The following is a 14,065-nucleotide window of genomic DNA, read 5'->3' on the forward strand; positions in this document are numbered from 1 at the left end:
TTAAGAGCACCTATCGTCCCTCACGCTCTGCGCCGCGCCTCATGTTCAGGCGAGGACGCAGAGCGTCCAGAACGGCATGCGACGCGGAGCGTCGCACGATGGCTGAAGTCATCGTTCTACGCCCCCCAGCGTAGGCTTGAGATTGCGTCGGGCTCACGTACTCTCGCGCTCTACCAACCGGCACTCCAGCAAATTCAGCCGCTGTATGTCTCCCTCCACCGGCAACACGCCAAGGCTTTCAAGCACACGCGTTGCGGCCAGTACGCCGATCTCCAATGCTGGCGGTTTGATAGTGGTCAGGCTAGGGAGCATCATTTCTGCGAAGGCGTAATCGCCAAAGCCCATCACGGCACAATCCTTCGGTATATGCAGGCCTGCGCGCTGGCTGGCGAGCAGGGCGCCGGCTGCCAGGTTGTCGTTGGCGAAGAAGATGGCGTCGGGGCGCGGTGTTTGGCTCATTAGTGTTTCCATGGCCTGTTTGCCTGCTTCGAACGGCGCGCGTCCGGCGTCAGGGACAAAGACCCACGGTTTGATGCCGAGCCCTTCAAGTGTGGCGATATAGCCGTCACGCCGCTCCAGTGCGCTGAAGTCGCCTGCGATGCTGTTCTGCACGAACGCGATGCGGCGGTAGCCCTTGTCGTACAAATAGCGGGCTGCCGTGACGCCGACGTCATAGTGAGAAAAGCCAATCTGGATCGGGCTGCGTTCGGGCTGGTGGTCCCAGGTTTCGATCACCGGGACATCGGTCTGCTCGATCATTTTCTCGGTAGCCGGGCTGTGGAAACGACTGGTCAGCACCAGTGCTGCCGGTGACCAGCCCAGAAACGCCCGCACTGCGCTTTCTTCCTGTTCGGCGGAAAAGTAGCTGGAGGCCAGCAGCAACTGAAAACCATGCTGGCTCAGCGTGTCGCTGAAACCCTGAATGGTGTTGGCGAAGATCGGCCCGGAGATGTTGGGAATCACCATCGCTACCACCCGGCTGCGCGCCGACGCCAGGCCGCCTGCCACCAGATTGGGCACATAGCCCAGCGCATTAACCACGGCTGCAATCCGCTCACGCAGTTCGGGCGAGACTTGCTCCGGCTGATTGAAATAGCGCGATACGGTAATGGCCGAGACACCGGCCTCACGCGCCACTGCCGTGATCGTCACCCGGCCTGCGCCTCGGCGTTTGCGTGTCGCGGGTTTCTCGTCGGCCATGCTCGATCACTTCGTATAAAAGTAAAAAGAATATAAAACTAATTTTTCAGTATTGGACGATCTATTCGCCGTTTCCTGATACTGGCTATGTTAGCGCTAACAAAGATGGTTTGTCTGCTACTCGCCACCGCGAATGCCCGGACCCCGGTTTAGCCAGCAATCAACAGGCGTCAGTGCGTATCGCATTGTCGGATCAGGGCATATTTCAGGTAGGCACGCAGATGCACACAACACATGGGGATAGCATCAAACACACACTACTGGCGCAAGCCATCGATCAGGCTCATGCGGCGCGGGGGCGCCGTTATGGCTGGCTGTTGATGGGGCTTGCGGCGTTGCCGTGGGTTCCGGCAATGGCAGATAACGCAGCAACGCAGAGCACTGAAACGGTAGCGCTGGAGTCCGTCACCGTAACGGCCACGCGCCGTGAAGAGTCGCTGCAAAAAGTACCGGTCGCAGTTTCGGTAATTCAGGGCGAACAGCTGGAGCGGGACAATCGCAACGGCGTGGCCAGCATCGTTCAGCAAGTGCCTTCGCTGAATTTCCGTACCGGTGCGTCCAACAAGGACACCTCGCTGTTCATTCGCGGTGTCGGCACCATTTCCACCTCGCCGGGTGTCGAGCCTACAGTGGCGACAGTCATCGATGGCGTGGTGTACGCGCGTCCGGGCCAGGCCACGCTGGACCTGCTCGACCTTGAGCGCATCGAAGTGCTGCGCGGCCCGCAAGGTACGTTGTTTGGCAAGAATGCCTCGGCTGGCGTGCTCAACGTCACTACCAAGGCGCCGACCGAAGAGACCCACGGTTACATCGATCAGTCGTATTACAGCGGCAACGAAAGCCGCACCCGTTTCGGCATCGGCGGCAGTCTGATTCCGCAAACCCTCAAGGGCTCGATTACCACGCTGTTCGGCAGCTATGACGGCAACGTCGATAACAAGCTCAACGGTCAGGAAGTTAACGGTTACAACCGCAAGGGCGCACGCGGCAAGCTGGAATTCACACCCAACGACGACATCACCTTCACCCTTGCCGCGGACTACATGCAGTCCCATGACGACGCGCCAAACGGCGTGGTGAGCAAGGCGCTGACCCCGGCGTTCGCCAGTGCGCTGTCACCGGTGCGCGCCGACAGTGACAACCGCAACGTGCTTAGTGATTACCGCAGCCATGTCGAGGACGTCAACAAGGGCCTGTCCGGCCAGCTTGACTGGCAACTGGGCGATTACACCCTGACCTCCATCACCGCCTGGCGGGGCTGGGATAACACCCAGTATCAGGATGGCGACCGTCTCGGCACCGTCACCGCTGCATTCCCCGGCACCGAAGACAAAGGCGATCTGGAGTTCAATCAGTACTCTCAGGAGCTACGTCTGGCATCGCCAAAGGGCCAGTTTGTCGAGTATGTCGGCGGTCTGTTCTATATGCATGGCAAGAGCGACGAGACCTACCAGCGCACGCTCATCACGCCAACCCGTCAGGACCGTGGTATCGCCGATTACAGCACCACCACCGACAGCTATTCGGTATTCGGCGAAACCACCTTCAACTTCACCCCGGACTTCCGTGCGATTGCCGGGGCGCGCTGGACCCACGATGATCTGGAATACGACCATCGCCGCGTTTCGACATCGGCGACCACGGTCAGCGGCATTCAGCCTGCGACCAGCAGTTCCGGTTCGGTGGACGAGGATGGCAAGTCCGGGCGGCTGGGTCTGCAATATGACCTGAGCGACAGCGTGATGACCTACATCACCTACTCGCGCGGCTATAAAGGCCCGGCTTACAACGTGTTCTTCAACATGCAGCCGCGTGACACCGACGCTTTGAAACCGGAGACCTCGAACACCTGGGAAGTCGGGGTCAAGGCCACCACCTGGAACAATCGCCTGACCACCAACCTGGCGGTGTTCCATAGCGATTACGATAACTATCAGGCGAACTTCTTCGACAGCGTTGCCGGGCAGGTCGTTACGCGGCTGATCAACGCAGGCAGTGTCAGTACTGAAGGCGTCGAACTGGATTACGCCTTGCAGGCCACCCGTAACCTGAAATTCTCCGGCGCGCTGTCTTACACCAAGGCGCGCATCGACAGCTTTGCCTGCCCGGCCGGTGCAGCGGCGTCGTGCAACGTCGATGGCAAAACCCTGCCGTATAGCCCTGACTGGAAAAGCTACGTTCGTGCCGACTACACCATCCCGCTGGACAACGGTCTGGATATCGAGTTGGGCACCGATTACAGCTGGCAGAGCGAAGTGCAGTACGACATCAGCCAGAACCCGGACACCAAGCAAGGCGCTTACGGCATCTGGAATGCCAGCGTGGCATTGGCCGATTACAACAGTGGCTGGCGCGTGGCGCTGCTCGGCAAGAATCTGGCAGACAAGTCCTATTCGCCGATGCTGGCCACCGGTGGTAGCTATGTTTACCGGTCTGTACCGCGTGATAACGAGCGTTATTTCGGCGTACAGCTACGCAAGGATTTTTGAGTCGTGGCACGCGGTAACACAGTAAGGAGTGAAGAATGAGCACGACTGCTCGACAGATGAAACTCGGCGCTTTTCTGATGGCCACCGGGCACCACGTTGCGGCTTGGCGTCACCCTGATGTGCCTGCCGATGCAGGGCTGGATTTCAAGCACTATCGGCACGTGGCCAAGGTCGCGGAAGCGGCAAAATTCGATACGTTGTTCGTGGCCGACAGCGTGGCTGCCGCCACCGGCGATATCGCCAGCCGCATGGCCCGCTCTGATCATTTCGAGCCGCTGACTCTGCTCTCGGCGTTGAGCGCGGTGACCGATCACATCGGTCTGATCGCGACGGCGACCACCACCTACAACGAGCCGTATCACGTTGCTCGCAAGTTCGCCTCGCTGGATCACTTGTCCGGGGGGCGAGCGGGCTGGAATCTGGTGACCTCCGATGCCGCCGCCGAAGCGCAGAACTTCGGGCGCGCCGAGCATGTGGGGCATGCCGAGCGCTATAGCCGCGCACGGGAGTTTCATCAGGTGGTGACCGGCCTGTGGGACAGCTGGGCAGATGACGCGTTTACCCGCGACAAGACCAGCGGTGAATATTACGACCCGGCCAAATTACATGTGCTCAATCATCAGGGTGAGCACTTCAGTGTCAAAGGCCCGCTGAACGTGGCGCGTTCGCCGCAAGGGCAGCCCGTGGTCGTGCAGGCGGGTTCCTCTGAAGTCGGCCGCGATCTGGCGGCGCAGACCGCGGAAGTGGTGTTCACCGCACAGACCTCGCTGGCCAGTGCCCAGGCGTTTTATGCGGACATCAAGGGCCGCCTTGGCGGATACGGACGTGACGCAGATTCGTTGAAAGTCATGCCCGGCGTGTTCATCGTCGTGGCCGAAACCGAGGCGTTGGCGAAAGCGAAATTCGAGTCGTTTCAGGAGCTGGTCGAGCCTCAGGTGGGTGTCGCCCTGTTAGGCCGTATGCTGGGCAATTTCGACCTGTCGGGCTACCCGCTGGACGGCCCGTTGCCAGAGCTGCCGCTAACTGACAGCGGCCAGCGCAGCCGGCAGAAACTGCTCACCGAACTGGCCGATCAGGAAAACCTGACCCTGGCGCAGCTGGGACGGCGGATTGCCGGTGGGCGAGGGCATTACAGCCTGATCGGTACGCCTGAGCAGATCGCCGATGAGCTGCAAACCTGGTTCGAACACGGCGCGGCAGACGGCTTCAACGTGCTGGTGCCGCATTTGCCGGGAGGTCTGGAAGACGTCGCGCAATTGCTGGTGCCGGAGCTACAGCGGCGCGGGCTGTTTCGTACTGAATATGAAGGCACAACGTTGCGCGAGAACCTGGGGCTGCAGCGGCCTGCTTACAAATTTTGATCGTTGCCGCATGCAAGTCCTGATGAGCGCAGAAAGCGGGCTTCTGCCCGCAGGGCGTGGGAGCGACCGGGGCGGTGGTCCGCATTGTTCGCGAAGACGGTATTTCAGACGATGAATTTTCAGTGCTTGTACCGGCCCTTTCGCGAACAAGTTCGCTCCCACGGCCTTCGGCCAGAATCAAAGGCAGATTTTTATACAGAATTAAGGGATCCCCCATGAAACCATTCACGTTTATCGCCGCCATTCTGGCTTTCAGCGGTTTGCTCAACACAGCCTTTGCCGACGAACTTGGCACTCTGCGCATTGGCTATCAGAAGGGCTCGATCACGCTGGTGCTGGCCAAGGAACATGGCCTTCTGGAGAAGCGCTTTGCTGCTACAAAAGTCAAATGGATCGAATTCCCGGCCGGGCCGCAGATGCTTGAAGCACTGAATATCGGCAGTCTGGACATTGCCTCTACCGGTGACATTCCGCCGATCTTTGCTCAGGTTGCCGGGGCAGACCTGGTCTACATCGGCGCAGAACCGGCCAAGCCAGAGGCGGAAACCATACTGGTGCGCAACGAAAGCCCGCTGCACAGCGTGGCAGAGCTGAAAGGCCGCAAGGTCGCACTTCAGAAAGGCTCCAGCTCGCATAACGTGGTGTTGCGCTTGTTGAACAAGGCAGGGTTGACGTTCAAGGATGTTCAGCCGATTTACCTGACCCCCGCCGATGCCCGCGCCGCCTTTGAAAACGGCAGTGTCGATGCCTGGGCAATCTGGGACCCGTACTACTCCATCGCCCTGAACGAAGGCCATAGCCGCCTGCTGGCCAATGGCGAAGGGCTTGGACTGTCCGGGCCGTTCTATACCGCACGCCGGGCTTTTGCCGAGAAAAATGCGGCGTTTGTGCAGCAGGTTCTCGACGAACTGACGGTGGCCGATGGGCTGACTCGCTCGCAACGCAACGAAAGCATTCAGATCCTGGCGCGCAGCATGGGCTTGTCCGAAGCGGTCATCACTCAGTATCTTGATCATCGACCTGAATCACCCAGCCTGCCGATCACAGCAGAGATCGTGCGTGCGCAGCAGGCGACCGCCGATCTGTTTTACGACAACCACCTGATACCCAAGCGGGTCGATATCCAGCAGGTGGTCTGGCAAAAGCCATGATTCTTGCGCGGCGAGCAGACGCTTCTGGCTCGCCAACGCACCGCAAGACGCCTCGAATATCCCCCAGACAAGAGAGGATTCAATGACTTACATCGCTGCCGAAAATCGTTACAACGACATGCCTTATCGCCGTACCGGCCGCAGCGGGCTGGTGCTTCCGGCGCTGTCGCTCGGCCTGTGGCACAACTTCGGTGACAGCACGCCGATCGACACTCAGCGCGCCATGCTGCGCACAGCGTTCGATCTGGGCATCAACCATTTCGACCTGGCCAACAACTATGGCCCGCCCTACGGCAGCGCCGAGATCAACTTCGGTCGCCTGCTGCGCGAAGACTTCAAGCACTACCGCGATGAACTGATCATCTCCAGCAAGGCTGGCTGGGACATGTGGCCAGGGCCGTACGGGCAGGGCGGTGGTTCGCGTAAATACGTGCTTGCCAGCCTCGATCAGAGCCTGCAGCGCATGGGCCTGGATTACGTCGATATTTTCTACTCGCACCGCTTCGATCCGGACACCCCGCTGGAAGAAACCGCCAGCGCGCTGGCTACGGCAGTGCAGCAGGGCAAGGCGTTGTATATCGGCATCTCGTCGTATTCCGGGGCCAAGACCCGCGAAATAGCGGCGCTGCTCAAAGAGTGGAAAGTGCCGTTGCTGATTCACCAGCCGGCCTACAACCTGCTCAACCGCTGGGTCGAGAAAGACCTGCTCGACGCGACTGAAGAGCTGGGCGCTGGCGTGATCGCGTTTACTGCGCTGGCCCAAGGGCTGCTGTCGGACAAGTACCTGAACGGCGTGCCCAAGGATGCGCGGGTCAATCGTCCGGGCGGCGGCTCGTTACAGGCTTCGCACCTGTCCGAGCAGAACATCGCCCACGTGCGTGCGCTCAACGAAATCGCCCAGCGTCGTGGTCAGAGCCTGGCACAAATGGCCCTGGCCTGGACGCTGCGTGACCCGCGCGTGACGTCAGCGCTGATCGGTGCGAGCCGTCCCGAGCAGATTGTCGAAAACGTCGGCGCACTGAAGAACCTGGCGTTCAGCCCGGAAGAACTGGCCGAGATCGACAGCTTTGCGGTAGAAGGCGGAATCAACCTGTGGGAAAAGCCGTCACTGGCTGAGTAAGCACAGCCGTTTCCGGGTAATAAGTCAGGCCCTGCGTGGGCCGCCATCGCACGTTGAAAAATGCGCTTGGCGGCTCACTCGCCTGCACCGGCAGCAATGCCGGGTTGTTCAGTGGCTTCCACTGGATAACGAAGAAGGAGGTCCTCATGATTTTTTCCTTCTGCCCTCGGCAATGATCAATGGGTCGGCTGAGTACTGCGATGGAATCTCGTCCAGTGTCCAGAGATGAAACGCTGCGGCCGGGGCGAAATCCGGGTCTGGCGGCGCCTTGGTGTGATACTCGGGATAGTGCGTCTGAAAGTCGATGGCGGCCTGCACGAGCATTGGTTCACTGAAGCGCCTGCCCCAGAACGCCGCCGTAATGGGTAATTGCTTTGGCACGCCTGTCGCGCCATGACCGATGGGCAGTGTCAGCATGGGCCAGGCCAGCGCGTTGGGCATATCGAAGTACATACGCTGTACCGGGAGTGTCTTCGCCAGTGCGCCTGCCCGCTCGCCGATGTGAGCTCCGAGCGGTAGCACCATCATGAAGTCAATCTGATAGTCATTCAGTACCTTTTCAAAACCTCCCTGTTGTTGACGACGTCTGTTCTCCGCTTCAAGTCTGATCCCCACTGGAATGAGTGAGGCAGCCTGATCGAAGGACTCCGGATGTCTTTGTAGCAAATAGTCTCTGTGGTCTTGATTCTCCAGCAAGTCTGCAAAATCGCGCACGGCCGACCAGTGCCGGGTTTCCAGTTGGTTGGCGTAACTGGTAACGGCTTGAGCGTTGACGCTCATCAGAATGCTGCCATCACTGTTCAGCAGGTCATGAATGGGTTCTGGCGAGGAGTAAGGAATGTTTTCAAGGATTTCAGCATCCAGCCAAGGAAAGTCGATGACCTTGGCACCCAGCGCTACAAGCTGATCTTTGAACCTGATGAAGGCAGCGCCGTAGTCCTGATCGTAAGACTGCGCAGGTGGTTGGCCTGGCGAAGACATCCAGTCCGTCTGCGGAATGCCTATGGTCAGCCCTTCCAGAGGAACAGAGCCGGGGGTAGGGGTAATGCAAAGCTGCTCGCCTATCGATGGGGCCGACAAGCTTTGCGGGTCGTTTTCTCCATCAGGGCCGGCAATGATGGACAGTATCAGCGACGCATCGCGAATCGAACGGGCCATGGGGCCGACCACATCCCAACCGCTTCGCAGTGGCATCACGCCAGCGCCAGACACCAGCCCCAGCGATGGTTTTATTGCGCTGGCACCATTGGCTGCGGCAGGAATGATAATCGAGCCGGCCGTCTCTTCGCCCAGCGCTGCGGCGCACAGACGCGCCACCGGAGCGACCCCCGAGCCCTGACTGGACCCGCCTGGCGTACGTGTAGGGTCCCACGCATTCCCAGCAAACTGGCCGACCGTATGGGTCGAGAGTTCGGAGCAGATGGTATGACCGATAATGATTGCGCCCTGAGCCCTTAGCCGGGCTACGCATGTTGCATCACGTAATGCCAGGTTGCCGGAAAAAGCCTGAGTGCCGTTTTTGCTTTCAAGGCCCTGGAGGGCGAAGGAGTCTTTTATGCCGAAGGGGATTCCGCACAGCGGAGGTGCCGGACCGCGTTCATCGTCTGGAGTGGTCAGCCATTGATCGGCGAGTATTGCCTGCTTCAACAGTGTCGAGAAATCTTCCAGCCGCACAAAAGCGTTGTATTTGCCGTTATTGCCGTAGGTTTCTTCCGGGCCATTGAACTGAAGGATGCGGTTCCAGTACGCCATGAACAGTTGTTCAGAGGTCAGCTTTTCAGGATTGCCCTCGCGCAGCAGTGCGGCGAGTTCGACGATGTCGTAGTCAACAATCCGCTCGCGTTTTTCAATGCTGGCACCATGCGGCAGTGCTGCAAGCAAACGTAAATTATTGGCGTGCTGTCGGGCGTCAGGTTCGCCGAGTAATTTATTTTCCATATTGATCAGCTCCTTATGACTCCTTGAGTGGAGTCAAAAGAAGCTAATCATTAACGGGCGGGTAACTGTCAGAAATGACAGTGCCTGAGACGGCTCAGCCCTCGTCAGCCTCGTCGTCATCCCCGCCATCGACCTTCATGCCCAGTTCCTTGATCTTGCGGGTCAAGGTGTTGCGGCCCCAGCCCAGCAGCACGGCGGCGTCGCGGCGGCGGCCGGCGGTGTGCTTGAGGGCGGTTTCGATCATGATCCGCTCGAAAGTCGGCACAGCGCTGTCCAACAGGCTGGACTGACCGCGAGACAACGCCTGGTCGGCCCACTGACGCAGCGCCTGTTCCCAGTTGGTGACCGGTGCTGCGTCCTGCGGCAGGCTCAGCAGTTCTGGTGGCAGATCGCTGATGTGCACTTCACGGCCCGAGGCCATGACCGTGATCCAGCGGCAAGTGTTTTCCAGCTGTCGCACGTTGCCAGGCCACGGCAGATGCTTGAGGTATTCCTCGGTCTCGGCCTTGAGCAGCTTGGGTTCGACTGCCAGTTCCTGAGCCGCACGGCTGAGGAAGTGCTTGGCCAGGGTCGGGATGTCCTCGCGGCGGTCCGACATGCGCGGAATGTGGATACGGATCACGTTCAGGCGATGGAACAAGTCCTCACGGAACTTGCCGGCCTGTACCAGGGTTTCCAGGTTCTGGTGTGTCGCGGCAATGATCCGCACATCGACCTTGACCGGCGTGTGCCCGCCTACCCGGTAGAACTCGCCATCGGCCAGCACGCGCAGCAGACGGGTCTGGGTGTCGGCTGGCATATCGCCGATTTCATCGAGAAACAGTGTGCCGCCGTCGGCCTGTTCAAAACGACCGCGACGCAGGTTGGCCGCGCCGGTGAATGCGCCTTTTTCGTGGCCGAACAGCTCTGACTCCATCAAGTCCTTGGGAATCGCCGCCATGTTCAGTGCAATGAACGGCGAGGCCGAACGCGGGCTGTGGCGGTGCAGTGCATGAGCGACCAACTCTTTACCGGTCCCCGACTCACCGTTAATCAGAACAGTGATGTTGGAGTGGCTCAGGCGCCCGATAGCGCGAAATACTTCCTGCATCGCTGGCGCTTCGCCAATGATTTCAGGGGTGCGGGTCAGGGTCGGTGCGACGTCCAAGCCTTGCTGTTCCTGGGCGTGCTGATTGGCGCGTTTGACCAGCGAGACGGCTTCATCGACGTCGAACGGCTTGGGCAGGTACTCGAAAGCGCCACCCTGATAAGACGCCACGGCGCTGTCCAGATCTGAATGGGCGGTCATGATGATCACCGGCAGACGTGGATGCTGCTCGCGAATCCGCGCCAGCAGGTCCAGACCACTGGCACCGGGCATGCGGATGTCGGAAATGATCACGTCCGGCTGCTGACGGGCCAGACGGCTCATCACCCCGTCGGCGCTGTCGAAGCTCTGCGTGGTCATGCCTTCCTGTTGCAAGGCCTTTTCCAGTACCCAGCGGATAGAACGATCGTCGTCTACGATCCAGACAGTTTCACTACGGCTCATGTCGAAGCTGCTCCTTGTTCCAGCGGCAGGAAGATCGAGAACGTGGTGTGGCCGGGATGGCTGTCACACTCGATCAGGCCCTGGTGCTGGCTGATGATGTTCTGGGTAATGGCAAGACCTAGCCCTGTGCCATCCGGGCGGCCACTGACCATCGGGTAAAAAATGGTTTCCTGAAGTTCGGCCGGAATACCGGGGCCGTTGTCGATGATTTCGATCTTGCTGACCAGCCGATGGCGAACGTGGCCGATAGTGAACTGACGCATGGCGCGGGTGCGCAGGGTGATTCGTCCCAGGCGCAGCTCGTTCTGGCCGCTGATGGCCTGCATGGCGTTGCGCACGATATTGAGCACGGCCTGGATCATTTGCTCGCGGTCGATCAAGACGTCGGGAATGCTTGGGTCATAGTCGCGCACCAGCGTGATGCAGCCCTGACTTTCGGCCTCGACCAGGCTGCACACTCGTTCAAGCACTTCGTGCACGTTGGTCATCGCCAGCGACGGCAGCTTGTTGGAACCGAGCATGCGGTCGACCAGATTACGCAGACGATCGGCCTCTTCGATGATCACGTTGGTGTAATCCTTGAGGCTTTCTTCAGGCAGCTCGCGGGCCAGCAGCTGTGCGGCGCCGCGAATGCCGCCCAGCGGATTCTTTATTTCGTGAGCCAGGCCACGCACCAGCATCTTGGTGGTTTCCTGCTTGGACAACTGGGCCTCTTCCTTGGTAATGCGCAGCAGCCTGTCACGTGGGTGCACTTCAAGCAGCAGCAGGGTATCGCCCTTGCTGAGGATCGGCGTCACGGCATAGTCGACAGTCAGTGTCTGACCGGTCAGTGCGGTGAGCATCGCTTCGCGCTTGGTGAAAGGATGAGCCTGTTCCACTGCCTGACGCAGCGAACTCAGTGCCTCAGCCGACTCGGTGAACAGCTCGCTGATGAATTGCCCATGGCTGCGCTGCCCGCTGATGGCGAGCAGCATTTCCGCTGCCGGGTTCATGTACTCAAGTCGCAGGTCGGCGTTGAGCAGAATGGTGGCAGTGGTCAGGTTATCCAGTAACAGTCTGTGCAGCGCGTCGCTGATAGTCATGAATCGTGTTGACCTCTTTTGGCACATTGCAGTTGCGCAATGCTGGTGCTGGTTGGTCTGCGCCAGCAGGAGCAAGGCCACCAATACGGTGCTGTCTCAGTGAAGTTGCAAAAACCAAACCAAGGCTCCGAAAAGAAGCGCTTTATCTGCAAAGTCGAGCCGTTTTTCGAGCGAGTGCCCGCATACGGCGCTACTTTCAGTGCGTTCCTGAACCAAATTGGACTGTATTGTTGCGCAGGTGTGCAGGTGGCGCACCAAAAAGGTGCTTCTGCGTTGTCGAGGATCAGAAGAAAGGCAGGATGCTGCTTTTAGGCTCGGGCTTGTCCTTGAGCGGACATTCCGGGCGCACTCCGTAGTCACCCTCCTTGCAGGGATGAGTCGCGCGCTTTTGCGCGAGTGAAATGCGCTGCACGTGAAACGGCTGGTTCGGCGTTTTTTCCAGGACACGGCCAAGTTCGTCGAAAATCTCTACCGATAATTGATGCGTGCCCCGATCCACATTGCTCAGCGGGAAGACAGGGCTGCGTCCGGCCTCGCCGACGGCAACGCCATCCAGCAATAGCCGGTAGCTGTGACCCGGCTGTAAAACCGGTTCGCTGGTGACGGTAACGATCAGATCGCCACTGGGATTGACCAGCGTGGCGTCCGGCTCGGGCACCAGAATTCTCAGCAGTTGATAATGAAACATCGGCTGCACTGCGGGTTTGGCGGGGTGCGCTTTCAGGGTTCGGGTCGGCGGGGTGCCGGTCATGTTGTTGCTGGGTGGAATATCAACGCGTGTGGCGTTCTTGCGCGGCTGGTCGGTAAACACCCGATTGCCTTGCGCGTCGATGTAGGTATAGACGTCGGCAGCGGCTGGCAGCGCTATCAGCAGCAGCAAGCAGATCAGCGCGCTGTGCATTCTGTGTCTGTTCATGGTTTGCCGAGGTGCACGCGTTGAATGGTCAGCGTAATGGTCTCGCTCTGCTGAATGATCCGCTCGCCGTCTTTCACCACTACCGCGAAGCTGTGCTCGCCACGATCGATGTTGACCACCTGAAAGCGCGGCAGGTTGGAGGGCTGCCCATACAGATTGCCGTCCAGCAGCAATTGCAGGCGATGGTTCTGTTGCAGGCGTGGCTGAATCTTCACGCCTATGATGAACGTGCCGTTGTTGGCACGTAATGCTTCATCGGCTGGCAGGTCTGTCAGTTCCAGCACGTCATAGGCCGTCTGTGGCTGTGATTGTGGCTGAGGTTGTGCCGGGGCCGGTTGCGGCGCACTGTTGACGACCGGTCTGGAAGGCGTCTGCGTTTCTATGCTGTTGAGTGGCGGCAACTCGACCACTTCGGTCTTGGCCCCGTTGGGCGGCTGGTTGCTGAACGCGGTGTTACCGTTCGCATCGGTGTACTTATAGATCTGCGCCAGCGCGGGCAGGCTGATCAACAGCAGCAGGCAAATCAGACTTTGACGCATGGGACTCTCGACAGCAATGGCACAATTGGCCGTCAGCATAGAACACATCGCCCTATGCTGCGCTATCCGCCTGATGTGTCAGAGTTTCGCAGGACAAAGGTCGGCAGTGGCCAGTACCAGCGCCTGATCGTGAATCGGGTCGGTCTGATAACGCTTCAGCGCCGCATCCAGTTGCATCTGGCAGGTTTCCGCCTTGCGCAGTGGCTGGAAGTCCGCGTAGGCCTGGAGCAGTTGGGTTTGCAGGCGATCCAGCTTCGGACGGATGTCATCGACCAGGCTGAGTCTGACCGTGTCGGGCGCTTTGCCTGCCGCGTGCCACTGGGCGAGCAGGGCGTTCTGCACCTGTTTATTGGCTTCGATCTGGGCGCGGAACAGACGTTGAACATCATCGGGGTTCAGCTTGAACTCGGCAGCGCGGGCCTGCGCTGCGCTGATGACTTGCAGCTCGCGCGGCGGGTCCTCGACCGCTTTGCCACTGTCCCATTTGCTCAGGGCAACCTGATCCGCAATGGTCAGGCGCTCGCTGATGGCTTGCAACAGCGGCTCGATAGCAGAGGGCTTCTGCTCGGCGGCGAAGGCGAAGCAGGAAGACATGCACGTCAGGGTCAGCAGGGAAGAGGCCAGAAGCAGGCGCATGGCGGTCCATCTCGAGTTGTTGATGAGACGCAGATTTAACGCCAAGTTGCCGGATCAGGGCCAGTCTTGCGGGGTGAATAAAACTTCACGCCACAAAATCCA

12 protein-coding genes are annotated in these 14,065 nt (G+C 59.5%); 4 read left to right on the forward strand and 8 right to left on the reverse strand.

What is annotated here, in order from left to right:
- Positions 1-153 precede the first annotated feature (153 nt).
- The gene (locus AC4ANK_RS27615; protein ID WP_002555728.1) at positions 154-1,200 is read right to left on the reverse strand and encodes a LacI family DNA-binding transcriptional regulator; all 1,047 of its coding nucleotides are present in this window, start codon (positions 1,198-1,200) and stop codon (positions 154-156) included.
- 173 nt (positions 1,201-1,373) lie between these two features.
- Between AC4ANK_RS27615 and AC4ANK_RS27620 the strand changes: the two genes are divergently transcribed.
- The 4 genes from AC4ANK_RS27620 to mgrA all read left to right on the forward strand — a co-directional run bounded on the left by AC4ANK_RS27620 (position 1,374) and on the right by mgrA (position 7,321).
- Entirely contained in the window at positions 1,374-3,689 is a 2,316-nt protein-coding gene (locus tag AC4ANK_RS27620; protein WP_460385230.1) for a TonB-dependent receptor, read from the forward strand.
- Between the two features lie 35 nt (positions 3,690-3,724).
- Entirely contained in the window at positions 3,725-5,050 is a 1,326-nt protein-coding gene (locus AC4ANK_RS27625) for an LLM class flavin-dependent oxidoreductase (RefSeq protein WP_002555726.1), read from the forward strand.
- Between the two features lie 215 nt (positions 5,051-5,265).
- On the forward strand, positions 5,266-6,201 hold the full coding sequence (locus AC4ANK_RS27630) for a sulfonate ABC transporter substrate-binding protein (protein ID WP_002555725.1): 936 nt from the start codon (positions 5,266-5,268) through the stop codon (positions 6,199-6,201).
- 82 nt (positions 6,202-6,283) lie between these two features.
- Positions 6,284-7,321: an L-glyceraldehyde 3-phosphate reductase gene (gene mgrA, locus AC4ANK_RS27635; RefSeq protein WP_002555724.1), complete on the forward strand. Its 1,038-nt coding sequence runs from the start codon at positions 6,284-6,286 to the stop codon at positions 7,319-7,321.
- On the opposite strand, the gene AC4ANK_RS27640 is transcribed toward mgrA, so the two are convergent.
- From AC4ANK_RS27640 to AC4ANK_RS27670, 7 genes are all read right to left on the reverse strand, one after another.
- A complete protein-coding gene (locus AC4ANK_RS27640) occupies positions 7,287-7,469 on the reverse strand; it encodes a hypothetical protein (RefSeq protein WP_002555723.1) in 183 nt (60 codons plus the stop codon). The two genes, mgrA and AC4ANK_RS27640, sit on opposite strands and share 35 nt — an antisense overlap.
- Positions 7,466-9,259 (reverse strand): amidase, encoded by a 1,794-nt coding sequence (locus tag AC4ANK_RS27645; RefSeq protein ID WP_002555722.1) that lies wholly within the window; start codon positions 9,257-9,259, stop codon positions 7,466-7,468. Before AC4ANK_RS27645 ends, AC4ANK_RS27640 begins: the two co-directional genes overlap by 4 nt.
- Before the next feature lie 94 nt (positions 9,260-9,353).
- A complete protein-coding gene (gene ntrC, locus AC4ANK_RS27650; protein WP_002555721.1) occupies positions 9,354-10,790 on the reverse strand; it encodes a nitrogen regulation protein NR(I) in 1,437 nt (478 codons plus the stop codon).
- Entirely contained in the window at positions 10,787-11,872 is a 1,086-nt protein-coding gene (glnL, locus tag AC4ANK_RS27655; RefSeq protein WP_002555720.1) for a nitrogen regulation protein NR(II), read from the reverse strand. The genes ntrC and glnL overlap by 4 nt, the downstream gene beginning before the upstream one ends.
- Positions 11,873-12,155: 283 nt before the next feature.
- Positions 12,156-12,773 carry a DUF4124 domain-containing protein gene (locus tag AC4ANK_RS27660; protein ID WP_005733882.1) on the reverse strand — a complete coding sequence of 206 codons (618 nt, stop codon included), beginning with the start codon at positions 12,771-12,773 and terminating at the stop codon, positions 12,156-12,158.
- Positions 12,774-12,784: 11 nt separating this feature from the next.
- Positions 12,785-13,327 carry a DUF4124 domain-containing protein gene (locus tag AC4ANK_RS27665; RefSeq protein WP_002555718.1) on the reverse strand — a complete coding sequence of 181 codons (543 nt, stop codon included), beginning with the start codon at positions 13,325-13,327 and terminating at the stop codon, positions 12,785-12,787.
- 78 nt (positions 13,328-13,405) lie between these two features.
- Positions 13,406-13,963 carry a chorismate mutase gene (locus AC4ANK_RS27670; RefSeq protein ID WP_002555717.1) on the reverse strand — a complete coding sequence of 186 codons (558 nt, stop codon included), beginning with the start codon at positions 13,961-13,963 and terminating at the stop codon, positions 13,406-13,408.
- Positions 13,964-14,065: the final 102 nt, after the last annotated feature.

The organism is Pseudomonas sp. Pmew2, from assembly GCF_058129885.1.